Here is a 25,462-nt window from a genome sequence, read left to right on the forward strand (position 1 = left end):
AATTAGTTTAGATTTGAGTTGATGACATCGACAGATGCTCATTGGATAGTTAGTATGGCTGTCTAATTAGTTTATTGGATAGTTAGAATGGCTGTCTAATTAGTTTAGTCTAATTAGTTTAAAACTCGATACACCAGCCAAGGGGAAGTCGCATCAAGTTAACCAGTTTTGGTCGGATACAACTAAACGATTTTAGCCTCACTAAAATATTGACGCTGATACTCAAGCTGCCTTAATTCTGTGAATTACAAAGCAACTACCCTCATGTGGTTTTTTGAACATTAAGACTGAAACGAGCCAAACGCGTTCTTAATTGTAGAGACTCATCTCGTTGGCTTGTGCTCTGGTTCGCTAATTTTAGTACTGCGTTGCCAATCTCGGCTAATGAGTTGTTGATCATCACAACGTTTGTATTGATTTCTTCGGTGACGGTTGTCTGTTGCTCTGCTGCGGTGGCAATCTGCGTGACCATGTCACTAGCCTCAACCACATCAGAAAAAATAGATTTTATTTCAGTCGCTTGATTATTAATAGCGTTAACGGCTTGTTCTACATTACTGGCAATAATATGCATCGCATCTAGCGAGTGTTTAGCCTTCGAGTTTAGGCTTTGGATGGTATTTTGAATTTGATGCGTCGATTGTTGAGTGCGGCTAGCTAGGTTTCGTACTTCATCTGCGACCACAGAAAAACCTCTTCCATGGGCTCCTGCTCTTGCCGCTTCGATGGCCGCATTGAGGGCTAACAAGTTAGTCTGTTCGGAAATATCTTCAATCATCTTAGTCATCTCATTAATCTGAATCACACCGCTGTTAAGTTCATCAACATGTTGACTGGATGAATGAATATGCGTCGCGTCCGCTTTGGTTCCTTCGGCCATTTTTTGCATAATAAGGCTACCGTTTTGAGCGCTGGCACTTACGTTTTGAGTTTTATTGGCGGCCACTTCGGCATTTGATGCGATTTGCACAATGGTCGCCGACATTTGAGTCATCGCTGAGCCGAGTAGCTCCATTTGTTCTTGTTGTGATTGAATTTGCGCACTACAACTATTTCCTAGTGTGTGAAATGTTTGTCCATCGTGATCTGCTTGATCTAGTAAAGCCATTGAGTCACACAAAATTTGTCCAATCGTTTCTCTGAGCAAGGCTACGCTTTGGGTGATTTTAGCGAATTCTCCCTTTTCGAAAGGTTCACTCTTTACAGAAAAGTTGCCGAGATTCATTTCTTCTAGCTGTTGACGGACTTGTCTGATCTGGGCGACCAAGCTTAGATAAAATCGAATAAAGGCCAGAATAATGGCAATCGAACAAAGTCCAAGAGTGACGATTAAATAGTTATTTTGAATGTTTGTAGAATAATGCACGAAGTTTGTAATGAAGAGGGCTGACAAGGATACGAACATCAGAAATAACAGGCGCAGCTTGATGGAAAAAATAGTATTCCGCATAAAAATTCAACCAGTAATGGATCGCAATCTATGATCTCATATTCCAAATGCGGTTTACCAAAGCATCTAAGGGAAGTGATTTTTCACCGATGAAACATCGGCCTGAAGGCGCGTTGATGTTGACTAACTATCGAGTCAAACAGGTCATATCGAACGATAATAAAGCTCGAGCATTTTTGTTTACTGGGATAAGTTCATTTATTGGGGGTGTTGGTCGTAAGGGAAGGATTGAATAGGGGCTAGCCGAGTGGCTTTGTCCGGCAGATGCGGCCTATTCGCCACATCTACCGAGATGTTTATTGCTTCTCAAAAGCACCTAAATCTGGGGCATGGCCTAAGCTGGGTAAACCTACGTCAACGCCAGCATCGATTAAGTCGCTGTCTGATTTCAGTTTAAATAAATCGTTATCGGCTAAGCTACCATCGATATTTCTTTCCATGGTGGCTAAAGAAAGATCCAGGCTGAGAAAATCTGCCGCGCTGAGCGATACACCGCCATTCCATGAATTCGCCAGCTGGTCGGCATTGCTAATATTCTCACTGCTAGATAAGGATATATTGTTGCGGAAGATGTGAGTCTCGCCATCGTTGAGGGAATTACTAAAGCCAAAATTAATGCCGTTATCATAGGCGGTGTTGTTGAGCAGCGTGATCCCGCCAGCATTGTTGTTTTGGTCAAAACCTTTCAGCGGATTCCCAAAAGCGACTGAGTTGCTGATCCGATTATTGGCCGCCTTAAAATTTCCGCCTAATTTAAATCCATTACCGTTGCCGGAGAAGCCGCCATAGCCCCATACGTCAACGCCATTACGAAAAGCCCAGCTATTTTCGATAATCACCACTTCATCACTGTCGTAGGTATCAAAGCCATCGTCGGAATTTTCCCAAGCACGACAACCAATAAACTTATTGCCCGGCCCTTGGGTTTGCTTAGGGCCAAAGCCATCGGCCATACTGCCATCCTTTTTAGGATCGTAATTACGATAAGCATCGGAGTTAATCACCGTGGTATAGGCTCCCCCTTTATTAATTTCTAAACCAGTATTGCGATTGTGGTGGAAAGCGCAGTTTTCAAAAGTATTATGTTTGCCCTTTACATAAACCCCTTGATAGCCAGCACGAGTCACTTCAATGCCTTTGAAATACCAATAATCACCATTTAAAGCAAAGCCATAGGAGTTTTGTACCCATTGCTGTTCGGGGAAAGAAAAATCGATGATGGCTCGCCCGCAATTGGCGGCCACCACACTGATTGGTGCGCCAGCCTGTCCCGATTTGGCGAGAGTGATGGTATTGGCAACGCCGCTGGTATAAGGAATGTTGTAGCTGCCAGCTTGCAATAGGAGCATTTCGCCTGCACCGACTAAGTTCAGTGCACTGTTAAAATCTAAGGCTGAGTTGAAGCTGTCGCCATTGGCCCAGCTGGTTCCTGTGGGGGATACGTAGTAAATATGATTGGCGGTAACGCCGCTGGTTTCCCCTGCACAGCTGGCTGCCCCGCTAGCCGTCGCTTGCGCGGTATTCGAGTTATATTGGCTGCCCGCTAAACCATATTTGATCCAATAGTAATAGGTGGTTCCCGCGCTGGTATCCTGATCGACATAAGTCTGTGCGCTATTGCTAAGACTAGCGATCCGCACTCGGCCACTGGGATCGGCATCTGTATCGCGATATAGTTGGATACTTGATACCTCTCCAGCCTTCGACCAATTTAAATCAATGGTTGCGTTGTTGGCTCTGGCATTTAAGCACAGGTATTCGCCACAGACTGTATTGTAAGTGGTGGCACTGGCTACGGCTGAATTATACTGCTGACCATTGGCGGTGAATTTGAGCCAGTAATAATAAGGGCTGGCGAGTTGTATGGTGTTATCGCTATAGCTGGTGGTTGTAGTATTTAGGGTGGCTATGCGCGTTCGGCCACTGGGGTCGGCGTCGGTATCGCGATAAAGCTGAAGATTGCTTACGGTTCCTTCAATGGTCCAATTAAGAGCGATTGCTCCGGCACTGGGGCTGGCCGCTAAACAAACACTGGCACCGCCGCCACTGCCACAATTTGCCGCGAGTACTGCAATACTTGAAGAGCCGCAGCCAAATAATAATAAGCTGATGAATACGGTACGTAACATGTTTAAATCCCTCTATTTATACCTAGTCCGTTGATAAGGATTACAGTTGGCCTCTGTTGTTTGATCGTTAGCTGCTATCTATGGCGTATATACGAGTTATCGCTTCGGCTAATAACAATCAAATAACAGGATGCTTAAATTAATCGAGAGCTTACGGATTACAGCTATTTCGCAGGCTCTTGCTATTTGTAATATCTTAGCATTAGAAAATTAGCTCGGGCATGAAATGCTACTGATTATTTGAATCATGTGGAGTCGAGCAACTTTTGCCTCTTGGTGCTGGTGACCGCAATTGATAAAGTTGTGCCAATTTTGATTGGTGAGGGAGCACAGACCCTGCGCAAGTTTAGGCTTGCTGCAACATCAATTGAACTTGCTTACCAATAGTTTCGATGGCTCGCTCTATTCGCTGGTTGGGAAGGTTGGCATAATTGAGGCGTAAACAGTGCTGATACTTATTGGCTGCCGAAAACAAGTTTCCCGGAGCGATACCAATGCGTAATGGTTTTAAGCGTTCATTCAGTTGTTCGGCATTGATTTGTTCTGGTAGTTCGACCCACAAGAAGAACCCGCCTTGCGGACGACTGATTTTGGTTCCTTTGGGGAAGTAGCGCTTGAGCCACTGTAGCATCAGGTCTCGATTGCTTTGGTACTGTTGTTTGGCCAGGCGGAGGTGTTTTTCGTAATACCCTTGTTCAATAAAATCGGCCACTGCCAATAACGGTAGGCTATTGGCGCCTAAGGAACTTACAAATTTTAAGTGGGTGAGCATTTTACCGAAACGTCCGGGGGCAACCCAGCCCACTCGTAAACCGGGGGCGATGGTTTTTGAGAACGAAGAACAAAACAGCACGCGCTCGTTACTATCGTAAGATTTAAGGCTGCGTGGCCGAGGGTGTTGATACACCGTATCCCCGAGGATGTCATCTTCAATAATGGCGAAGTCATACTTTTCTGCCAAACGAAGGAGTTTGAGTTTATTTTTTTCGGGCATCTGATAACCCAGCGGGTTATTTGAGCTAGGGATCAGCTGTAGTACCTTAATTGGCCATTGCTCTAGCGCAAGCTCGAGAGCGGGCAGACTAATTCCCGTTTCGGGGTGGGTCGGAATTTCTAAAACTTTGAGCTGATTTGACTGAATGGCCTGCATCGAACCGTAGAAGTTAGGAGAGTCTATTGCAACAATGTCACCGGGTTGGGTGAGAGCTTTTAGGCTTAAGGACAAGGCTTCTTGGCAGCCAGCGGTAATTTGAATGTTATCGGGATGGATATGGCAGCCTGAGTTTTGCATTAAGCGTGCGATCTGTACCCGAAGCTTATACAGGCCATTTCCTTTGTCACAGCTAAATATTTGTTTGCTGTTGTTTTTAATTTGCTCGGTCATCAAGCGCTTTAAGGGCTTTAGGGTTGTCGCAGTGGTATCCGGTGAGCCTCGACCAAGCGCCAGAAAGTGGTCGTTACTTTCGGTCATGGTGAGATCTAATACCTGCTGCCAGTTATCAATTAGCACTGGGCGCTGTTCGGGTTGACTCAGCGAAGGTAAGGGTTGCTCTTGTTGGCGCGGACTAACGTAGTAACCGGACTTATATTTGCTATGCACAAAACCAGCGTCTTCTAACAGGCGGTAAGCCTCTTGAACGGTTGAAATACTCACGCCGCGTCGTTGACTCATTTCGCGGATTGACGGCAGCTTTTGCCCAATCGGGTAATAGTCTTGCATGATCTGTATTTGTAGTTCGTGGGCAAATTGTTGATATAAGGTCATCCTACCTCCTCCTCTGCAGGGCTCAGTAATAACATGTCTAAGTACAGATTAGCAAAATAAGTAGAAGAGCATGACAGATAGATGGATGAAAAGCATTACAGATGGCCATTTTGTGGTTCTGTCATGTAAAGATAAAAATTATCTGAATCTGTCATGCTTGGTGACTGAATTTTATACTGAAAGGGTCATCATCAAAGTACAGGAGAGATGCAATGAGACCCATATTTCAAGCTCGTTTATTGGCTCACCGTTTACAGCAAACACTCGCTGCTTATCAAATGCTCGCACGTAGCCGTCGGGCCTTGGCAAAGTTGAGTGATGATCAGTTGGCTGACATTGGGGTAAGCCGAGTGCAGGCCCAACGGGAGGCTTACCGTTTTTTTTGGCAGCGGACAAAGTCTCGCCCGAAAGTAAATTTACAGCGTTCTGCGCCAGTGGCTACAAGCCATAAATCGGCCTCATTGGGCCTCTCAGGCTCTTAAGCTTGTTGGGCCGCGCTCCAGTCAATTATCCTTGTTTTGCTGCTTTTAAATAAGCGGGGCGTAGCTGAACTTTGGCAAGGTAAGCTTGGGTATGGCTTCGCTCTTGCAGTAAGCCTTGGCTGTCGGCAATTTCTAATACAATTGTCATCATAATGTCGGCAGCACTGAACTGCTGGCCTGCAAAGTAGGGCTGCTGGCTTAAATGTTGTTCAATATAAGTAAAATCAACGGCGAGTTCTTTGCCAATGTAAGAGTCTAAAGGCTGACTTGCATCGCGTTGTTCTAAACCTAACAGCAGGTGAGTGATCACCGGTAAGGCGAGTGAGCCTTCTGCAAAATGCAGCCATTCCACGTAACTGTAATAGTTTGGGTTGTCTTTTGCGGGGCGAAGCGCTTGTTGCTCGCTTTTGTCTAACAGATATTCCATGACTGCTCCCGATTCACATAGAGTTCGCTGCTCATCAACAATAATCGGCGCTTTTCCCAGAGGATGGATTTTTTTCAAACTTGGTGGCGCTAAATTACTCACCGGATCGCGTTGATGAACGACGACTTGATAAGGCATGGTGAGTTCTTCGAGTAACCACAAAACGCGCTTGGAACGAGACTTTTGTAGATGGTGCACAGTAATCATGAGTTTTCCTTGGAGATGTTGAATGGCGCTTCAAGATGTAATGAAGCGCCGCTGTTTGGCTTATAGCGCCGCTTGGTAGATTTGACGGCTAAGATCTAGGTTGATTTGTTGGTCTTCGCCGAGTGCTAGCATTTGGTGTTGTTCAAGCTTGGCTAATAATAATTCGACATCTTGGTCGCCCAAGTCTATTTCCGATAAACGGGTTGGCACCAGCATCGCTTTAAAAAATGCTTCGGTGGCGGCAATTGCTTGCTCGATCCGTTGCGGTTCATCGCCTTCGGTGATGCCCCAGATCCGCTCGGCATATTGTAATAACTTGGCGGCTTTGGTCTCTCTACGGATTTTCATTACTGCGGGGAGAGTGATCGATAAACTGCGGGCGTGATCCACACCAAACGCGGCCGTGAGTTCGTGGCCAAGCATATGACTCGCCCAATCCTGTGGTACCCCGGCACCAATTAATCCGTTTAAAGCCATGCTGGCGGCCCACATAATATTGGCGCGAACCTCAATGTTATCTTTGGTTTCGGCGGCTAGGGCTTTTGGCCCTTCTTCGATGAGGGTGAGTAAGATCCCTTCGGCGAAGCGGTCTTGAATTTTGCCATTCACAGGATAGGTGAGGTATTGCTCCATCACATGAACAAAGGCATCTACTACGCCGTTACTAACTTGGCGCGGCGATAAACTCAACGTGACACTGGGATCGAGGATAGCAAATTGCGGCCGTACAGCTGCCGCCATGAATGGCAATTTGTTCCCATCACGGGTCACGACCGCACCTGCATTGGTTTCAGATCCGGTGGCTGGCAAAGTGAGCACTGCACCTAAAGGGAGGGCGCTGTCTACCGGATGGCGTTTAGCAATGATGTTCCAAGGATCATCACCTTGATAAAGCGCCGCTGCGGCGATGAATTTACTGCCATCGATGACCGATCCACCGCCAACGGCGAGAATGTAGTCAAGCTGTTCTGTTTTGATTAATTCAACGGCTTTGATCAAGGTCTTGTACTGCGGATTTGGCTCGATCCCAGAAAACTCAACCCAGTGATGGCCTGCCAAGGCTTCGGTGACTTGCTGATAGACGCCATTATTTTTAATCGAGCCGCCGCCATAGGTGAGTAATACCCGCGCATCGGCAGGTAGCTGTTGTTGTATATTGGCGATTTGACCTTCACCAAAATGAATTTGGGTGGTGTTTTGAAAAGAAAAATTTAACATCTTAATTCCTTCATAGTTTGTTTTTTCGGCTCAAGGCTGTTGAGTGATGCCGCTTTGTCAATGAAACAAAGCAGCATTCTTCAGCACAGTATCAACAGGTCTTAAACTTAAGCGAGTTGTTGTAAGAGTTTCTCGGCGGTCATCTCAGATGAGGCTGGGTTTTGACCGGTAATCATTAAGCCATCTTGTACAGCATAGGGATTCCAGTCGGCGATACTTTGGTAGTCTGCACCGCGGGTTTTGAGTTCATCTTCTAGTAAAAACGGAACTACCTCGCTTAACTGCACTGCATCTTCTTCACTATTGCTAAAGCCAGTAACGCTTTTACCTTTGACTAATAAATCACCATTGCTTTGCTTCACGTTGAGCAGTGCAGCAGTGGCGTGACAAACGGCAGCCACAGGCTTGTGTTGTTGGATAAAGCTTTCCAATAAGCCAATTGATTGGGGGTTATCGCTTAAGTCCCAAAGTGGGCCATGACCGCCAGGATAGAAGACTGCATCGTAGTCACTGGCATTCACATCAGCAAGTTTTAGTGTATTGGCAAGATGTTTCTGAGCTGTTTCATCTTGGTCGAAGCGACGAGTGGCGTCGGTTTGAAAATCGGCTAGTTCACTGTTTGGATCGATTGGTGGTTGGCCGCCCTTAGGAGATGCAAGGCTAATCGTTGCGCCAGAATCTAAGAATACGTAATAAGGGGCTGCAAACTCTTCTACCCAAAAACCAGTTTTGTGGCCGGTGTTGCCTAGTTCATCGTGTGAGGTTAGAACCATTAAGATTTTTTTTGCGTTGCTCATATCGCGATACCTTATTGAATTTATTTGTTTAGGGCGTGGGCATCACGCCAATGACCAGCAGTGTAGTCCTCTATAAACAATGCGACAATGCAGATTAAATAGACATTATTGGTTTAATTATTGATACAATTGTAGCCAGATAGCTAATTAACTAGGGGACTGGTCCCATGAGTATGTCTTTTGAGCAGTTAAAAAGTATGGTGGTATTTGCTCAAGTGGTTGAACAAGGCAGTTTTAGTGCTGCGGCCAAACACATCGGGATTACCCGTGCAGTAGTGAGCTATCACGTTAAAAAACTTGAGTCTAACTTAGGTGTGAGTTTGCTTAATCGCTCCACTCGCAGTTTGCATCTGACTGAGGCGGGAGAACAGTATTATCAGCGCTGCCATAATATTGCCGAGCAAGCTAAGGCTGCCAACATGCAAATGGAAAATATCAAACAGGAACCGGAAGGTTCGTTGAAAATTTCTTGTCCGGTGAATGTTGGCTTACGGATTATTGTGCCTGCGCTTAATTTGTTTCGAAGCTTGTACCCCAAAATCAATATCGATTTAGTGTTGAGTGATGAAGTGGTAAATGTCATTCAAGAGGGGTTTGATTTAGCGATCCGTGGCGCTGTATTGGAAGATTCAGGCTTGCAAGCCAGCAAACTGATTACGCTGAATACTTGTTTATGTGCCTCGCCACAGTATTTAAATCAGTATGGTCGTCCTCGTTTGCCTGCGGACTTAGATGCTCATCAATGGGTGATTTATACCACGGGTTCGAATACTTTAAACCTGCGTAAAGGGCACCGCTCTTTTAGTATTCGCACCAAAGGCGGGATTAGCACCAATAACGCAGCAGCTCGTACAGCCTTCATTGAAGGGGGCCATGGCCTAGGCCGAGTACCGTTATATGATGCTCAACCTCGGATAAAACTGGGTTTGTTAGAAGTGCTTATGGAAGATTATCAGCTGGATGACATTGATGTGTACGGGGTTTATCCCAAGGGGGCCACAAGGTCTAAAAAGTTGCGTTTACTCATCGATTATTTAAAGCCTTATTTGGCCAAACAGGCTCGTTAGTCAAGTCAGTGGCATCAAGCAAGGCCATCGTGAGTCATGGCTTGTTGTATGGGCAGCGGGGCTTCGTTATCTCGCCCCTTCGCGCCTGTTAAGCGTAATTGCCTTTTCTGGGCATGCCGCAACACATAAGCCACAACCTTCACAGGCCTCAATGTTGGGCATTAAAGCTTGCTGCCAGCCATGTGCCAAGCCTTTAAGTTTTCCTAGTAAGGAAAGCTTGCTGCGTTCCGCTGCGGGTAATACATCGATGAAGAATACATTTTTTGGGCAAACGACTGCGCATTCACCTTTTCCCTCGCACTTGTTGCGATTAATCACCGGCACAATAACACCAGGCTCTTGTTTGCAAACTCTAGTCTGAGAATGTTGTTGATGACTCATCATCTGTACCTTTGTTTGTGGTGTTGTAAACGAAAACTATGTGGCATGAAAGATCTGCTGTTAACGCCATAAAAAGCCAGAAATACGTTTGCCGAATAAGAGTCCTGAATAGATTTTTTCGGCGGACTCGGTGCGTTTCATCGCAGCTCCAAAGCAGATATGCATTGGTAATAAGTGATCTTCTCTACGATGGCAATCTCGCGCCGATGGCGCAAGCTCCCAATTTAGTAATCTATTTATGGTTTCTTCGATTGGTGTTGCTACGAGTGTCTCGGTGAGCCAATCATCAAACGCCGCGCTATGTTCGAAGCTTCCGTTACGTTCGTGGAACGACATCCCCGATCCAATGATCAATATGCCTTGCTCCCGTAAGGAGGCGATTGCTTGCCCTAAAGCGATATGTTTAGCAGGGTCTAAGGAATGTAATAAAGATAACTGTACAACTGGAATGTTGGCCTCAGGATACATCAGCATTAAGGGCACGAAAGTACCGTGATCATAACCTCGATGTTGATCCAAATTGCAGTGGATATCGTGAGTCCGTAATAAATCGGCTACGTTTTGAGCGAGGCTTGGCTCTCCCGGCGCAGGATATTGGTATTTATAACATGCCGCTGGAAAGCCACCGTAGTCATAGATCATTTGTGGCTGAAGAGCAGATGAAATGGCCGCAATATGACTCTCCCAATGAGCGCTAATCATTAAAATTGCTTTGGGTGTCGGCAGTTGTTTATGCACGCTTTTTAAAAAAGCAGTGAGATCTTGATGGCCGGGTTCATCTAAAAGTGGCATGGGGCCACCACCGTGCGGTAAATATAAAATCGGCATCAATTCCTTGTGCCCAATATGCTGATGAGTCGCGAGCATGAAAATACCTATATAGACCAGTTGTTATTTAACTTACTGTGATAGCTTGATATAGAAAGACCACCCAAATTGGTGGTCTCTTATTGAACGTTTCGATCTTATGAGGAAAGCTCAGCACTTGGTGTTGTTTTTTTAGCAAACAGCAGACTGTCTTTTTTACGAGCAAAGAAAATGATGATCGAAAAGACCAATAGCAAGGCAGCAGCGGGCAGTCCTTGAGGATCGTACTGAAAGTGGTAGTAGATCGCTCCAAGCATGATCAGAGCTAGGCCTACGGCCGCGAGTGAACTGAGTTTTTTGATGAAAATGCCAATCGCACCAGCAATTTCACATAAGCCAATGAAGTAGCCAAAAAAAACTGGGAGGCCGAGAGTGGCAAATGATTTATGCAGCATTTCAACGCCCATTAATTTACCAATGCCGCCAGCAAGAAAAGCCAAAGCCGTGAGAGCAAGGATGACCCAAAGGCCATACTGTTTAAATTTATTCATAGGTCACCTATTGAAGTTGTTGAGTTAATTTTCGTCAGTATAGGCTTAAGCTAATTAATTAAAATTGATTGTATTTCATCAAGAGTATAACTTTAGGTTATGATTTTGGGCGGCGGCTACAATAAAGGAAGATGACAGCATGACATTAGAGCAATTAAGAATGCTACAAGCCGTGATACAAGAGGGCTCATTACAGGCAGCCAGTCATCGACTGTTTAAAACGCAACCGGCGATAAGTAAAGGTTTACAGCAGTTGGAAAGCGCTTTAGGCATTAGTCTACTTGATCGCTCTGGATATAAATTGAAGTTGACTCAGCAAGGAGAGCAGATCTATCAAAAGGCATTGATGTTGCTTGAGCAGAGTGAACAACTCAATGAAATGGCGAAACATTATAAAACAGGTTATGAACCTAAGGTGGTGATTGCGGTGGATGCCATGTTTGATTTGGCAACCCTGGTGCCCATCTTTGAACAAATTCAAAATGAGTTTCCGCAAACCCAAATTATATTGAAGCAGGAATTTGTTACGGGTGGAATTGACTCGGTGGTTCAGCGAAATGCTCAGCTTGCTATTTCTGCTTCAGAAGCTGATTTTCTCAATAGTTTTAAATTGGTAACTCAGCATATTCATACCCAAAGTATCGTTAATGTTGCTGCGCCAAAGATGCTTTCTAGGTATCCGCATCTAACCGAGTCTTCTCAATTAAAAGACGAATATCAAATTATTGTTCAGGACTCCGGCAGTTTGACCAAGGATGTTGAGTTAGATGTACAGCAAGGCCAGCGAAAATGGTATGTGAATGATTTTCATAGTAAGCGCACCTTGTGTTTAAGCGGTATTGGTTGGGGGCGTTTACCATATTTAATGGTAAAAGAAGATATTCAAATGAAAAGATTAACTCCGATTGAACTGAGTGATACCCCGGTGGAAATTGAAGTTAAAAGTTACGTGATGAAGCTTAAAAGCCAAGTATTGGGCCCCGTCGCAAATCGCTTATGGGACCTAATTAGTCGCTTGGAACATCGATCATGAGCGTTAAGCTTTAAGGTATTTGAATTCTGATTGATGACATGTTCTAGCTCTTTCTAGGGCTGCGCTGGAGAAAACTATTATTGGTTTACTTAGGTATTAGCCCATGGGGGAAAGCTATGATTAGTTGTTCATGGTCGTGTTATTGATAAACCTTAGGTTGCCATATTTGCATTAAGCTTTCTGGGTTTTCAATGGCTGTAAATCCGTATTGAGCATACAACTCGTGTGCATCTCTGGTCGCTAATAACATACGCCTTAAGCCTTGTAATTCAGGATGAGAAATAATCTTTTCAAGCAGCCATTTACTCAAGCCTTGTCCGCGGTGCGATTCAACGATGAATACATCGGCTAAGTAGGCAAAAGTGGCCCTATCCGTAATTAGGCGTGCAAAGCCAACTTGTTTTCCAACTGTTTCGAATACCCCAAAACAGAGTGAATTCAAAATCGCTTTTTTGAGGGTTTCTCTAGGGATCCCATTTGCCCAATAGCTTTGAGATATAAAGTGATAAATAAACTCAAAATCTAAGTCATTTGGATCGGTACTGATCTGAAAACCTTGCACTGACATTTTCTCCTGAAGTATCAAGTACTATCGATGTAAGTTGTTTATTGGCTTGCGCGGATTAGCAGCGCCGTAATAATCGAGCGGGATTACCAGCATAAATACCCGGTTTGGTAATATCTTTGGTGACGACGCTACCGGCACCAATCACCGTTTGGTCACAAATAGTTACAGCTAAAATGGTTGCATTCGAGCCAATCGAGACTTGGTCCCCAATTCGGGTTCTGCCCCAAGAATCAGGGTCTGCGTTTGGCTTACCATCTTTAAATAAATCGTTGGCAAACATGACGCCGTGTCCGATAAAACAATCTGCGCCAAGGGTGACAAATTCGCAAATAAAGCTATGAGACTGAATTTTAGTTCGAGGGCCAATCGAGGTGTTGTTTTGTATTTCGACAAAAGGGCCGATAAATACATCATTCGCGAGTGAACAACCATACACATTGGAAGGCTCAATAATGGTAACGTTCTCGCCGCATTCGACATCTACAATTTGTGCTTTTAAGAGCCGAGGATTTGCCATCTTGCCTCCAAAATATAAGACCGAACAATCGGCGAGCAATTGTCTCGAGCTGCTACTTTGCCTGATTTTGCAGTTTACCTTTGTAAGCTAGAGTTTATGAGGCTTGGCTAAATGAATCAATGCTAATGCGACTTAGTACCCATAGAGGCTGAACTGATGACATATTGGGCACTCATTTTTAGCTTGCTATTCTTTACTAGATGGGTTGTATTTATCGACTTTGGTGTTGGTTTTAGGTGCAGGGCGGTTGAATGGAATTACAGATATATCAGGTGGATTCTTTTACACAAGAACTATTTAAAGGGAATCCTGCTGGGGTATGTATCACTGATAAACCCTTGGATGAATCATTAATGTTTTCGATTGCTACGGAGATGGCTATATCGGAAACAGCTTTTCTATCGCTCAATGATATGAATTTGCGTTGGTTCACGCCCAAAGTTGAAGTGAAACTGTGTGGTCATGGTACCCTTGCTGTGGCGCATATTCTGCAGCAGAGCGGTGTCGCGGAGATAGGCCAACAGCTCGCCTTTTCCACTTTATCTGGAACTTTGTTGGCCAACATTCAGCCTCAACATATTGCCATGGACTTCCCAGAGCCTGTGCTCGAAATGTCCCCGACCGTTGAAACTCAGTTTCTTGAGTACTTAGGGATTAGGGGGGAGCAAATCTTGGGGATGGCAAGCTTTGATGACAAGCTGTTAATCGAAATTGAGAGCGAGCAACAGCTTTTAGCGCTACAGCCCAATTTTGAGGCCTTAAAACAGTTGGTGGGACGTGGCGTATTGGTTACTTGCCATGCTTCTCGCGATGATTTGGATTGTATTTCTCGTTACTTTGCGCCTTGGGTTGGAGTGAATGAGGATCCGGTGACAGGCTCTGCACATTGTGCCTTAGCGGCCTATTGGGGCGATAAATTGTCTCGTACTTATCTCAAGGCTTACCAAGCTTCAGAGCGGGGCGGTTTTGTTCAACTTGAACGGCTTGGTAAGCGCCGGGTTAGTTTGATTGGTAATGCCGTGACCAGCTTAACCGCAACTCTTAAATTGTAATGATTGAATGAGATACAAGCCGTTATTACTCCCAGTGAGCGGCTTGTTCTTCTAACTCAAAGGCGATGGAACGGCCTTTGTCCACTAGCTGTGTCACTGTGCTTGGCGAGCCATCGGCATTCAAGCTCACTAAACCAATACCCGAAGCATTTAGTAAACGCTCACCTCGTGCGGCTTGTTCTGGTCGATGAGGGATAATCTTCATTCGCCGACGTTTAGTGAACCAGTTAAGTGGTGAACCAGGCGAATAGAGCCAGCGATTGGCTCTGTCTAGCCAATCGAGTAAACGGCTGGGGAATTGATTTTTAATACCGCTACTGGTGATCTGCCAAATATCTGGGCCAGCGTTTTGTCCTCGTAGTTCAATGCGATAGGCAAAGGAGTAATGTACATCTCCTGATAGGATCACAAAATGACGGGGAGTGTTGGGGTGTCGAAATAAGTTTAATAGCGCGTTTGCCGAACCGGGGTGCGCCATCCAGTTTTCGGCATCAACTAACAACGGTTTGCCTAACCAAGTAAATAGTCGTTGAATCGCTTCAATTAGTTTCACCCCAAAAATGGGGGCAGGTGATACCATGATGACCGCATCGAGGCCGAGTAACTGCTGCTGTAGATCGGTTAATGCTTGCCAATCCATGAGTCCCGAAGGGGCGCTTAGCTTGCGCTCGGAACGCCAGCGGTGGGTGCGAGTATCAAGCACAATTAAGGGCGGCTGAGTCTTCCACTGGTAATGCCAGTCAGCAAAGCTGAGCAGCTGATCAATTAAGCTTAAATGGGCTTCGCTGCCGGGTTGCTGTAAGGCTGCTTGTAAGTCGTTAAGCATATTTGCAGAAAACTGTTGAGGATTGTTTCCCCAGGCCTGACAAAGTAAATAGCCACACAAGGCATTGCCGATAATTCGTTTGGAAAAAGCATGTGAATAGGCACTTTGCTCCCATGCGGCGGATAGGTTCCAATCGTCGGTTATATCGTGATCGTCAAACATCATAGCACTAGGTAAGTGAGCCAGTATACGCTGTACCTGAGTGAGGTCAGCAGCGAAGCGAGTGATCACTTCTCGTTGTTGCTGATAGTGCGCGAGTTGCTCGGGTTTGAGTGCTTCCGGGGGCGTTAAATCAATATTTTTCCATACACTGGGCGACCACACTAACAGATACATGGCTAATACTTCAGCCAGTGAAATCAAGTGATTTTGCGCGCTGTCAGAGGTGAATATGGGCTTTTTCACGCCGCCAAATAGAGCTTTAGCGACTCCACCTTGTTGTTGCTCTACAGGAAGTAACTGTTGTCGAGCCATATAATGGGCTTGTTGCCGATGTAATTGTTGGCTGTTTTGAATTTGCGCGGCAGTAAAGCTTTCCTCGGCGATGGCCAGCTGTTCGATTAGTTGGTGGATCGCGACCAACATGGGGGTGGCCACGTCGTCTGCGTAAATTTGATCTCCGCTCATCATGAGCAAGCTAGGCCATTGCGCGTGAGGGTGTTCAGCTAGGTAACGGTCGGCCATGACTAAGCCGTCGGCGCTCGCAAAATGAGGCTTGCGGCATGAACCATGGAACAAACGATTGATCTGCTGCGGGACCTTAAACCCTGGGAGTTTACGTGGTGGATATACGAGATCCGGTGCCCAATCTTGCCAACTTAAAGCTTGTGTTTGTTGCGCTAAATACAGCTTTAAATCGTAGCCAATCCAGGTCTCCAGTGGCAGGGTACGAGGCAGTTTAATGTCGAGTAAGTGGTAGTAGAGCTTCTCACCAGCAACGATACTACATAGGCTGTCGGCCAGCTGCGTTTGGGTGAGCTCAATCGCCGATTGCTGCTCAGGATAGAGCTTGAGGCTGATCGATACCGCTTGTGAAGTGGCAAACCAAATGGTCACCTGCTTGCGTTCAATACGGCGGAGTATAGGACCTGCTAAAACCAATGCTAATTCATTATCATCCATGAGAAAAGTATACTAACGATGCTGTAAATGGCCACTATTCCCCCAAAAAACATCGTATTTTGGTCATGAAATCAAACAGTAATCGCTACTATTCTCGCTAGCTTTGTTGTTGAAGATGGATTTTAAAGTCAAAGCTTGCTCATATTAGTGTTGTTTGTTCTCGAGTAATTGCTGTAGCGCTAGTGGTAAGTAACTGCGTAAGCGTTGGCTTAGATTGTGTTGTTTTTTTTGCCAAAGGATCCCCAAATAAACAAGTGCTAAACCAAGCAAACTTAAGGATATGGGGAATAACCAGCTATCTTTGAAAACGCTATAAGACAAGTGGTACAAGTAATAACAGCAGCCGAGTGAGCCAAAAATCACAAATACGCGACGCACCAAGATCACTCCACATAGCATTAAGCCGAGATTGATGAGGCAGTAAACCAATTTGGTTAACTCACTATCCGATTGTTGCATGCTTAAACCACCCCAAAAGCTTAATACGCCGAATAGATAGAGCCAAAAAGCATAGTCGGCAGAATGTCGGCTGCGAATGTCGACCCAGAAGGCAATCAAACACATCATTAAACCAAAGTACATCGACACCAAGGCTCTGAATTGGTAGTCAGGACGTTCACCAGTCAGCATCACGGCAACATCCATGCTTAGATACCAGAGGGTCACCGAAATCGGAAATAGCATGAAGGGAAAGCGATATATCCAGCTGAGTAGCAGGCCCACCGCTAAAGTGGCCAACTCCATATACAGCCATTGCCATTGCACATAACGATGGTAATCTTGATAGTGACTTTTTGAAGGCCACCACCCCATGGCTTGTTGTAAACCATAGACTGCTAGTGGGGTGAGGCAAATCACCAAGCTGGCCGTTAGCCCCGCGGGGATGAGATGACCCTGTTTTTTAAAATGTTGGCAAAGAAATATAGCCAGCACCGCATAGCTTAAACTGATGCCCACCAAGCCCCATCCGCCAAAACTTTCCCAGCCTAGATTCATAAACACGGTCATCGCGCCAATCGCGATTAGTCCACCAAAGTAATACAGCAAATGTGTGAGATTAAAGCGCGGACGACTATTTTCTTGTTGCTGTAAAAATTGAAATAGGGCTTCGGCTTGTTGAAGGCTAATAATGTTGGCTTTTGCTGCTTGGCGTAAGTTCTGCAGGGTAATATGAGGCATTGAGTCGATCCGTGATGGCGATTGGTCTGCTTGTAGTTTGCCAAGATTTCGCTTAGAAATCTCATGTTTGAGCTAACTTTGCGAAAGCTAATTGTGGATGCTTGTTTACCCTTGAGCGTGGTTCAATTTAAGGGCGCGAGCTTTGAACTACACTTGAATGACATGAGGGAAAAATAGGACTCAGCATGAAGCGAGTACTCACATACTGGATAGGCTTTTGCTGTGGTTTATTTAGTGGCGATAGTTCAACTGACGATTTGCTGGTTGGTAAAGTCTGTCCGGTAAGCTATCAGCAGCAAGCTTTGGGGATATTGGTGTTTTCTCAAGCTTGGTATCATAGTGGCCGACAGCAGGCTTCTTATGTCGCCCGTGATAATGCCACTGGCGTGGGGGTCGAGATCCATCTTTTCACCAACCGTTCAGGAGAACTCGAGCTAGAAAATCAGGCGAATTGTTCTCGTTATCGGATGTTGCAAGTGCGAACCACGAATCGGCGTTTACTCGCCGATGAACTTGGCTCTCAGGTCGATGCTCCTGCTCAGTTGTTAGAGCCTTTCTATGATACCGAGCCTCTTGAGTACGGTTATGGGGTGCATGCCACGCCACAAGATCACTTCGATAAACCTTGGCAAGGCCGACCTAAACGGGCCTCAACGCTTGCGATTTACGATACCCCTTTTGTCTCCGATGCGCTGGGTAAACTTGGTCAGAATATTGAGGTCGATTTTGAAACCTGCGTGGTATGCCAACGAGACGTAGGTTATGACAGTATATTGTCCTGTGGGCGCTGGGGTTATCAGCGCGAGTTTTTAGATGAGCGTAGCGGTTGGGCGGAACCGGAGTATAAAGAGGCGACCTGCCTTAACTTTCCCAGTATTGGTTTTAGGAAAACGGTAGATTTAGCTGAGCCTTTCGAGTATCAACATTGGCTAAATTGGCGTTAAGTCGGGATATTTTCGCTGGTATCTTGGCAGCATGCTTTGATTACCCAGTAAACCTCCTTGGTGGATGTACAGGGTTGGCGTTGTTTCTTCTTGTTTATCGAGAAAATCAATTAAGCACTGCCAGCCGATGGGATCGTAGAGCAAATCAAATTCAACTTGGCTTTGCTGTATCAAGGTTAGCCATAACTGGTAGAGTTGACGATACAACTTACCAAAATGGTAATTCTTTCGGCGTGGTAAAATCTGCGGATGACAGTTGCTGTCCGGGTTGAGTAGGCTAAATTGCTGGCTTAGGTAAGCCTCGTTCCCAACACAGGCACAGCTCAATACTTTGACTTTACTTTGGCGTTGGTGAAAATACTCACTCAAATATAAGGCGGTGGTGCCAGTGCCCGCTGGTAGCATAATGTTTAAATGGCTAATGTCTCGCTGAATCTGCCATTGCTCTATTTCTTGGCCGAGCAGTTGTACACCTTCTCGCGCATAGTGGCAACGGCCTCCTTCGGGGATCAATAGTTGATGATTTAATAAGGTTGGCTTTATTTGTCGTTGCATAAATGCGTCTAAATTACGTTGTTGTTGTCCGGTAATTTCGCTGACATCGATAATATTCGCACCGAGCGCCAGTGCCGCTTGATAATTACCACAGGGGTTTTGGCGAAGCTGTGAAGGAATATGATCGACGTAAAAATCGCATTGTAAGTCTTTGAGCTGGGCTAAGGCTGCTAATGAATATAAAGAATTTGCCTGCGCCGAACCGCTGCCCACGAGGTAAGTGATACCAGGTAGATCGTTAACTAAAAAATGGTAGAACTTGCGAGCTTTATTACCTGAAAACTGTGGATGAAGTAAATCATCACGTTTGAGATAAAAGTTATGGTCATTGAAGCGAAGTGACTGAATGGGTGAGGGATTAAACAACAGTTGGCCTTAATGAGCGCTATAAAACGATGGCTTAGTGTAACGTTTCACTGTTGGCAGCGAAATGGATTCTTGTTGCTCTCCTATAGAACTGTGGCAGATACTTTACGCGACTAGTTATTTTCAAGTTTATGTGAAATTATTGTGACGGATTGAGGTGAGTAAGAAGGATCTCAATGATGTGGTCGTGATCCCTTATTGATCAAGCTCGCTGCCCCGTATTTACGGCAAATTAATTTTTTTGTGGACGATGACAGAGTTCTAACAAATAAATGTAGAAGCCTTTGTTGAATTTTTTGGCCCTCGAGATAGTTACAGCTGGATTGGGGATAAAAAGCGATATATTCCACTGTATTTACAGCTTTTTACCAAACAGATTTTCCCACAAAAACAGTGCACAAAGCTGTGGATAAAATTCTACACGCTATAGAGAACGTGGCTTGTAGCCAATTGACTTTTTGCGTCAAGATTGTCACTTAAAATTAGTAAAAAATTCTTTTTTGATGCTTCTTTGTCAATCATCGTTGACATTTTTACGTTAGTCAAAATAAATACCAAAATTGAATATTTATTGACGGTTATTCTCCGTGGTAAATCTTTACCTTAGGAACAAATTACTTTTTAATTTGCTATTAAATTATTGATATTAATGTTCTTTTTTAGCATGCCTTGTGCTTTGCATTATGTTTTTTATCGGCTGTTCATCGAGAGTGAAGTGCTTAGCTCCCATGTTTGATTGTTGTCACAAGATTCACTTTCGATGCCTAATTCTTATTGAAGTTTGGAGTTTCATCAATTGGTTTGATAGCAGACTATTTTCGACTTAGTTGGAATTTTAGTTACCTAGTTTAGATAAATGTTAATAGCTTGAGCTTATGTGTATAAGTTTATCCAAATATGTTGATGTGACATCTAGAGCGGCCGTTTAGCGGTCGCGACTCATGATCGATATTCCTAAGGCGCAGCTGTTAGCAGACACTTACTTTGTTGCTTTTTTGTTGTAGCAGTAAGGATCATATAAGTAATACAAGATCCGAAAAGCAACTTGAATGCACCCGATAGCTTTGCGGCTAAGCATAACCACTATGATTTACTGTCGGGTATCCTAGAGTTTTAATGAGGATAAATACGATACGCTTTTTTTGCTGTAAAATTACAAAATGGATACATGTCTAAAGGGTCGATGATGAAACGTTTTCAGCTACTCATACCGCCACCAGTCTTGTTGGCTATCGCTGCTTCGCTTGCTTATGGTTTGGCGTATTTAAATACCTATTGGCTTGTTGCTCGCTTACCATACTGGCTAAATAGTTTACTGTGGCCTGTGGTGCTTTTAGCCTGCGTGGTGGGGGCAGTGAGTTTGCTTCCTTTTATGAAAAAACGGACGACGATTAATCCGCACCATCCGGAACGCAGCCGGCAGTTAATTATAGATGGATTATATCGATACAGTCGCAATCCGATGTACCTTAGCTTGTTGCTGTTATTAACTGCCTGGTGTTTTCATTTGCAGGCTTTGCTGAGTTTGCTGAGTATTTTGGTATTCGTATACTTGATTAATGAATTGCAGATCAAACCGGAGGAGGCTGTTCTCGACTCACATTTTGGTGAGCAATATCAACAATATTGCCGTAAGGTTCGCCGTTGGTTGTAGCTTTAAGGCCTTAATAAAACCGTTTGTTGTCGCTTATGCCGGGTGAATCACTTGGCAATTTGCAAGATTGGTTTACACTGATGAATATTGAAAATGTGATCTGGATCTCTTTTTTTTCAGCTGAAAAGCTTTGCAGACTTGCTGTTCAGCCGCTGACTAGGGATAACTAGCAAAGTTTTTTTAGAGTAAGCTAACAATGGCTAATCCAATTACAGCGCGCAAAGCTTGGGTAAAGGGATCTTTACCTTTGGCTGAGTATGCGGCTTCTTGTTCCGAGGTTCAGCTTCAGAACCTTTCTCCACAACTTTGCTCTTTGCGCCAAAATGGAATTGACGCTTTGGTTGTTCCTGTTCACTGGCGTTACATCGCCCCCTTTAGTGAACAACAGTTGTATCAGGCTGACTCTTGGCAAGCCTTACAGCGCCTGTCGAAACATTTGTTATCCCATGGCTTTAAACTGCAGTATCAATTGTTTTTCTCTTCGGATATCCAGCAAGATACCGAGCAGCGTCTCCCCGATTGGTTTTGGGGTTCGATGTTGGACCTGTTGCCCACGGAACTGAGTGCTGATGCAATTAAATATGTGAACCAATATGGTCGTGATAATACCCAAAGTCCCAGTTTATGGGCTGGCGAAGGTTTGCTCGAAATGTTTGCCAAGTGGATGCAATGTTTTGCTAAACATATGAGGGAATTTGCCCCCCATTGTCAGGCGATTTTGCTGGGGCTAGGACCGAATGGGGAGGCCTGTTTACCGTGGAGTGAGCGTGATGGCCAACCTGTATATCAAAGTTTTAGCCCAACGGCTTTGGCGGCACTAGCTGCAGATATGCAACAACAATATGGCGAGCAACAATCGTGGTTGAGTTTGTGGGAGTTAAATGAAGCACAAGATTGGCCGTCGCAACTCAGTGATAAATTAATTCGAAGTTACCAAAGTAAAACTAACAATACTTGTTTTAGAGAATTTAATCTTTGGTACGCTTCGCGTTGGCAAGCCTATGTGGCGAAGATGCTGGGGCAAGCGGAGCTTGTCTTCAATCAAGCTTGGGCGACTTGTCAGTTGAGTTTAACGCTCCCCATGCTTGAGTTAAGCGCGAGCGATCATCCTTGGCTGAGTTGCTTAAGTGGTTTAAATCCCTCGCCTTGGCAAGAGCGACAGCAGTTAGTAGATTATCAAACGGAACAGCTAGGCCGTTGGCAGAAACAGGCCAAAGGGCGGCTATTATTGATGGTGAGTGGCGCAGAGTCGAGTCATGCCACACGAGTCAATCAAACTTTGCTTGTGGCAATTCGTAGCCTAGCTATTCCAGCGTTGGTGCAAAATAGTCAACCGCAAGCGTTGGCCAGCCATCCGGGGTGGGATCAGCTGTACCATTCAGTATTGCATGGCAACAGCTTTGTGGGTTGGTTATTCAATGATATGTCTCAGCTTAACCAACAGGCAATTGTGAAAGGACGTTTGTCACAGCTTAACAAGTTTAAGTATCAAGAGGCCGAAACTAAGCAGCTTGGTAAAAAGCAATTTCGAGTGATGGGACCCTTGCACCTAAAAGTTGCCAATCAAAAGCAGATGCTTGAAGAAGAAAACTGGCAACAGTTTGAGGCGCAACTCCGTCAACTGCGCAGTATTGGCGTGACTGCTATTTCCACCGATATTTGGTGGGGCTTAGTTGAAGGTGATAAACCGGGTAAATTTGATTGGAGTTACTACGATCGGGTGGTTGCGCTGTTAAAACGTTTGGGTTTGCAGTGGGTGCCGATTTTGTCTTTCCACCAAGCGGGTGGGAATGTTAATGATGATTTTATGCAAGCAATCCCGCTGTGGTTATGGGGGCGTTTGTTAGAGAGTCATGATCAACTTAATTCGGTGCAAGACTTACAGTATGTGTCTGAAACCGGTGATGCCTCGATGGAATATGTATCGCTTTGGGCTGATGAATTTGTGATGCCCTATTATCAGCGATTTATGGAAGCGTTTAAGCAGAATTACATCAACAAAGCGGGTTTGATGGATGAAATCAACATCAGCTTAGGCCCCGCTGGGGAGTTACGCTATCCCAGCTATAACGCCCATGACTGGGGGAATTACCCAAATCGTGGAACCTTGCAATGTTATAGTCGCTTAGCAAAACAAGATTGGCTGGGTTACTTGAAGCAAAAATTTCATAGTATTTCGGCTTTAAACGCCAGTTTTGGTTTTACTCTGGAGCGTTTTGATGAGGCGACTATTCCTGATGCAGATTGGCTGTTTAGCCATAAGCGTTATATTCATAATGCTTGGGCGCGGGAGTTTTTAACTTGGTATCATCGTGCTTTAGTTGCTCATGGACGTCGCATTTTTGAGACTGCCTTGGCGGTATTTGCAGACGATTCTTTTGGCCAGGTGCCTGTGGGGATTAAGATCCCAGGGATCCACTGGGTGGTGAGTGATCCCAAGTTACCTCGTGCCGCCGAAATTACAGCAGGCCTGATTGCAGTGCACCCCACCTTAAGTCGTCACAACCAGCAAGAATATTTAGGTTTGCTGAAGGCCTTGCTACCGGAAGGTAAGCAGAATCGAGCCGCGATCCATTTCACCTGTTTGGAAATGATCAACAAGGATTACGAAGGCTATTCTCGCGCTGCCGATCTGGTGGATTGGATGGCTGATGCGGCGACTGAATGTCAGGTTTCCTTGATGGGGGAAAATGCCTTGGCTGGTGAACTGTACGGTGAACAAGGCTGGAAACAAATCGCGCGCGCACTGACTCGCTCGCCTGGATACGATGGCTTAACCTTATTACGGATGCAGAATTTCTTCGATGATGAGCCGACACCAATGAATCAGTTAAAAAAGCTGATTAACCGGATTTCTTAATTTCTGTTTGATTTGTTTAAGCGCAGTTGCGGTAGTGCCACTGCGCTTTTTTGGGAACGGCAGCCTGTGCTAAAAGCTGAGATGATTTGGCCAAGCTGAGGTAGTGCTGATGTCGCGTATAAGGACCAAAGGGTGCTGTCGTTTGGTAGCCATGCTTTTGATAAAATTGTATCGCTTGATGATTAACTTTGCGGGTTGCCAAATTAATTTGTTGATACCCAAACTCTACAGCGAGCTGTTCTAGCGCTTGTAACACGAGTGTCCCTGCACCCGCTTGATTAGAGAACAGGCGTTTAATTTCACATACGCCCGGTTGTAAATATCTAAATCCACCGCAAGCAATGGCTTGCTCCTGGTTTTTTACCAGTAAGAAGACGCCTGTGTGGTGATTAAATTCAGTTTCATCGAACTGTTCAACAGCTTGGTTACCGCTTAATTTAAGCAGCGAATCGGCAAGCGCGCTAATCAAGGTTTGACTCTCGGAACTGAAGGGATCTGCGCGGCAAATACTCAACATGGGGATAACTCACAGGGCACTCATGTCGCTAGTATTACCAACAATGATTGCAATTAGGTTAAAGCGAGGTGTTGATTGTTTTAACCGTAGATTTAGTTATACCAATCTAAGTCATTATCGGTTCATTCTCACTGGACTCCATCACCGTAAACTGCTTGATGTATCGAGTAATTAGAGCCACGAGTGACTGCTCTTCATGGCTCGTTATCGGCAGATTTATGCTGCACAATACATTGTTCGTATAATGAATCAGATTGCTATTCATCCCTCAATAACGCTTATTTATATCTAATAAACTATTGCGACGAACTTAAAAATCTAGTTGGCGTTGTTCTATAAAGTGGAGTTATGATCTGAGCTGAATGTTGGGTGCCACTGGCGGCCTTTATGTTTGGGCTCAGCCAGAAATTACGATGACTCCTTTTGCAACTCGCCTCACTTTGCAGACTGTGGTAAAGGTGGATAATACAGGTTCAACCTAGATTGGGCTGTGCCAATGTTAAGCTCTTGGTGGTAGCGAGTGTGCTTGTTATGCTTGCCCCGTTCTATTCGTTTTTGTATTTGCCGGCTTGCTGGTGTCGTTCATTCATCACTGGCTAACGCCTGGTTTGCCAAGTGATATAATCCGCTCATGTTGCGAGGCCAGAGCACGCCTTTGATCACTCGTCTAAACTCTTATCTTTGTGGCTAATAATATCGCGGAGTGCATGCTCGGGCATTTCGAGAATTTCCACTAATACGATAAATAAATCGGTTGGTAGGGTGCCCGCATACACCTTACTACGCAGGTTCCCTTCCTTCATTTCGATATCGCGCTTAGCCAGTTCATCGGATAAATATTTATATTGAACGCCTTTTAACTGCATCGCTGCACGAATATAACGCTTAATACTATCTTTATAAGGCTGCAAGGCTTGTCGATTTCTAATACTCTGTTCTGGGTTCATCGCGTTTGGTAACTCATTCTATTTTTATTTATCTGCAACGA

The 25,462-nt window shown here is 44.9% G+C and carries 23 protein-coding genes; 7 read left to right on the plus strand and 16 right to left on the minus strand.

Annotated features, from left to right (window positions below; genetic code table 11):
• Positions 1 to 262: 262 nt before the first annotated feature.
• The 3 genes from ACRRSX_RS05525 to ACRRSX_RS05535 all read right to left on the minus strand — a co-directional run bounded on the left by ACRRSX_RS05525 (position 263) and on the right by ACRRSX_RS05535 (position 5,344).
• Positions 263 to 1,450: a methyl-accepting chemotaxis protein gene (locus ACRRSX_RS05525; RefSeq protein ID WP_432454197.1), complete on the minus strand. Its 1,188-nt coding sequence runs from the start codon at positions 1,448 to 1,450 to the stop codon at positions 263 to 265.
• A gap of 296 nt (positions 1,451 to 1,746) precedes the next feature.
• Entirely contained in the window at positions 1,747 to 3,579 is a 1,833-nt protein-coding gene (locus tag ACRRSX_RS05530; protein ID WP_432454196.1) for a right-handed parallel beta-helix repeat-containing protein, read from the minus strand.
• Positions 3,580 to 3,925: 346 nt separating this feature from the next.
• Complete coding sequence (locus tag ACRRSX_RS05535) at positions 3,926 to 5,344, minus strand: PLP-dependent aminotransferase family protein (RefSeq protein ID WP_432454195.1); 1,419 nt, start codon at positions 5,342 to 5,344, stop codon at positions 3,926 to 3,928.
• Between the two features lie 212 nt (positions 5,345 to 5,556).
• On the opposite strand from ACRRSX_RS05535, the gene ACRRSX_RS05540 reads away from it, so the two are divergent.
• Positions 5,557 to 5,826 (plus strand): DUF1127 domain-containing protein, encoded by a 270-nt coding sequence (locus tag ACRRSX_RS05540; protein ID WP_432454194.1) that lies wholly within the window; start codon positions 5,557 to 5,559, stop codon positions 5,824 to 5,826.
• A gap of 25 nt (positions 5,827 to 5,851) precedes the next feature.
• On the opposite strand, the gene ACRRSX_RS05545 is transcribed toward ACRRSX_RS05540, so the two are convergent.
• From ACRRSX_RS05545 to ACRRSX_RS05555, 3 genes are all read right to left on the minus strand, one after another.
• Positions 5,852 to 6,460, minus strand: coding sequence for a glutathione S-transferase family protein (locus tag ACRRSX_RS05545; RefSeq protein ID WP_432454193.1), 609 nt, complete (start codon positions 6,458 to 6,460; stop codon positions 5,852 to 5,854).
• A 60-nt stretch (positions 6,461 to 6,520) separates the two neighbouring features.
• The gene (locus tag ACRRSX_RS05550) at positions 6,521 to 7,678 is read right to left on the minus strand and encodes an iron-containing alcohol dehydrogenase (protein WP_432454192.1); all 1,158 of its coding nucleotides are present in this window, start codon (positions 7,676 to 7,678) and stop codon (positions 6,521 to 6,523) included.
• A 107-nt stretch (positions 7,679 to 7,785) separates the two neighbouring features.
• Positions 7,786 to 8,475: a type 1 glutamine amidotransferase domain-containing protein gene (locus ACRRSX_RS05555; protein ID WP_432454191.1), complete on the minus strand. Its 690-nt coding sequence runs from the start codon at positions 8,473 to 8,475 to the stop codon at positions 7,786 to 7,788.
• A gap of 167 nt (positions 8,476 to 8,642) precedes the next feature.
• Here ACRRSX_RS05555 and ACRRSX_RS05560 point away from each other — a divergent pair, with 167 nt between their 5' ends.
• Positions 8,643 to 9,542 (plus strand): LysR family transcriptional regulator, encoded by a 900-nt coding sequence (locus ACRRSX_RS05560; protein WP_432454190.1) that lies wholly within the window; start codon positions 8,643 to 8,645, stop codon positions 9,540 to 9,542.
• A gap of 66 nt (positions 9,543 to 9,608) precedes the next feature.
• On the opposite strand, the gene ACRRSX_RS05565 is transcribed toward ACRRSX_RS05560, so the two are convergent.
• The 3 genes from ACRRSX_RS05565 to ACRRSX_RS05575 form a co-directional block, all read right to left on the minus strand.
• Complete coding sequence (locus tag ACRRSX_RS05565; RefSeq protein ID WP_432454189.1) at positions 9,609 to 9,926, minus strand: 4Fe-4S binding protein; 318 nt, start codon at positions 9,924 to 9,926, stop codon at positions 9,609 to 9,611.
• Between the two features lie 57 nt (positions 9,927 to 9,983).
• Positions 9,984 to 10,751 carry a DODA-type extradiol aromatic ring-opening family dioxygenase gene (locus ACRRSX_RS05570; protein ID WP_432454188.1) on the minus strand — a complete coding sequence of 256 codons (768 nt, stop codon included), beginning with the start codon at positions 10,749 to 10,751 and terminating at the stop codon, positions 9,984 to 9,986.
• Positions 10,752 to 10,888: 137 nt separating this feature from the next.
• Complete coding sequence (locus ACRRSX_RS05575) at positions 10,889 to 11,281, minus strand: DoxX family protein (protein ID WP_432454187.1); 393 nt, start codon at positions 11,279 to 11,281, stop codon at positions 10,889 to 10,891.
• 139 nt (positions 11,282 to 11,420) lie between these two features.
• Here ACRRSX_RS05575 and ACRRSX_RS05580 point away from each other — a divergent pair, with 139 nt between their 5' ends.
• Complete coding sequence (locus ACRRSX_RS05580) at positions 11,421 to 12,314, plus strand: LysR family transcriptional regulator (protein WP_432454186.1); 894 nt, start codon at positions 11,421 to 11,423, stop codon at positions 12,312 to 12,314.
• Between the two features lie 139 nt (positions 12,315 to 12,453).
• Here ACRRSX_RS05580 and ACRRSX_RS05585 read toward each other — a convergent pair whose 3' ends face one another.
• Positions 12,454 to 12,882 (minus strand): GNAT family N-acetyltransferase, encoded by a 429-nt coding sequence (locus tag ACRRSX_RS05585; protein ID WP_432454185.1) that lies wholly within the window; start codon positions 12,880 to 12,882, stop codon positions 12,454 to 12,456.
• A gap of 55 nt (positions 12,883 to 12,937) precedes the next feature.
• Positions 12,938 to 13,399 (minus strand): acyltransferase, encoded by a 462-nt coding sequence (locus ACRRSX_RS05590; RefSeq protein WP_432454184.1) that lies wholly within the window; start codon positions 13,397 to 13,399, stop codon positions 12,938 to 12,940.
• Positions 13,400 to 13,650: 251 nt separating this feature from the next.
• Between ACRRSX_RS05590 and ACRRSX_RS05595 the strand changes: the two genes are divergently transcribed.
• Complete coding sequence (locus ACRRSX_RS05595; protein WP_432454183.1) at positions 13,651 to 14,451, plus strand: PhzF family phenazine biosynthesis protein; 801 nt, start codon at positions 13,651 to 13,653, stop codon at positions 14,449 to 14,451.
• 25 nt (positions 14,452 to 14,476) lie between these two features.
• Here the strand turns inward: ACRRSX_RS05595 and ACRRSX_RS05600 are convergent, their stop codons facing one another.
• The gene (locus ACRRSX_RS05600) at positions 14,477 to 16,399 is read right to left on the minus strand and encodes an alkaline phosphatase D family protein (RefSeq protein WP_432454182.1); all 1,923 of its coding nucleotides are present in this window, start codon (positions 16,397 to 16,399) and stop codon (positions 14,477 to 14,479) included.
• Positions 16,400 to 16,543: 144 nt separating this feature from the next.
• Entirely contained in the window at positions 16,544 to 17,578 is a 1,035-nt protein-coding gene (locus ACRRSX_RS05605; protein WP_432454181.1) for a DUF2157 domain-containing protein, read from the minus strand.
• Positions 17,579 to 17,763: 185 nt separating this feature from the next.
• Between ACRRSX_RS05605 and ACRRSX_RS05610 the strand changes: the two genes are divergently transcribed.
• A complete protein-coding gene (locus ACRRSX_RS05610; protein WP_432454180.1) occupies positions 17,764 to 18,522 on the plus strand; it encodes a hypothetical protein in 759 nt (252 codons plus the stop codon).
• On the opposite strand, the gene ACRRSX_RS05615 is transcribed toward ACRRSX_RS05610, so the two are convergent.
• A complete protein-coding gene (locus ACRRSX_RS05615; RefSeq protein WP_432454179.1) occupies positions 18,508 to 19,443 on the minus strand; it encodes a pyridoxal-phosphate dependent enzyme in 936 nt (311 codons plus the stop codon). The two genes, ACRRSX_RS05610 and ACRRSX_RS05615, sit on opposite strands and share 15 nt — an antisense overlap.
• 1,183 nt (positions 19,444 to 20,626) lie before the next feature.
• Between ACRRSX_RS05615 and ACRRSX_RS05620 the strand changes: the two genes are divergently transcribed.
• Together ACRRSX_RS05620 and ACRRSX_RS05625 are read left to right on the plus strand one after the other, a co-directional pair.
• Positions 20,627 to 21,097 carry a methyltransferase family protein gene (locus ACRRSX_RS05620; protein WP_432454178.1) on the plus strand — a complete coding sequence of 157 codons (471 nt, stop codon included), beginning with the start codon at positions 20,627 to 20,629 and terminating at the stop codon, positions 21,095 to 21,097.
• A 196-nt stretch (positions 21,098 to 21,293) separates the two neighbouring features.
• Positions 21,294 to 23,957 (plus strand): family 14 glycosylhydrolase, encoded by a 2,664-nt coding sequence (locus ACRRSX_RS05625; RefSeq protein WP_432454177.1) that lies wholly within the window; start codon positions 21,294 to 21,296, stop codon positions 23,955 to 23,957.
• A gap of 16 nt (positions 23,958 to 23,973) precedes the next feature.
• On the opposite strand, the gene ACRRSX_RS05630 is transcribed toward ACRRSX_RS05625, so the two are convergent.
• Together ACRRSX_RS05630 and ACRRSX_RS05635 are read right to left on the minus strand one after the other, a co-directional pair.
• Positions 23,974 to 24,474: a GNAT family N-acetyltransferase gene (locus ACRRSX_RS05630; protein ID WP_432454176.1), complete on the minus strand. Its 501-nt coding sequence runs from the start codon at positions 24,472 to 24,474 to the stop codon at positions 23,974 to 23,976.
• A 659-nt stretch (positions 24,475 to 25,133) separates the two neighbouring features.
• Positions 25,134 to 25,421 carry a DUF6471 domain-containing protein gene (locus ACRRSX_RS05635; protein WP_432454175.1) on the minus strand — a complete coding sequence of 96 codons (288 nt, stop codon included), beginning with the start codon at positions 25,419 to 25,421 and terminating at the stop codon, positions 25,134 to 25,136.
• Positions 25,422 to 25,462 lie beyond the last annotated feature (41 nt).

The organism is Agarivorans sp. QJM3NY_30 (assembly GCF_050870855.2).
GTDB lineage: Bacteria > Pseudomonadota > Gammaproteobacteria > Enterobacterales > Celerinatantimonadaceae > Agarivorans.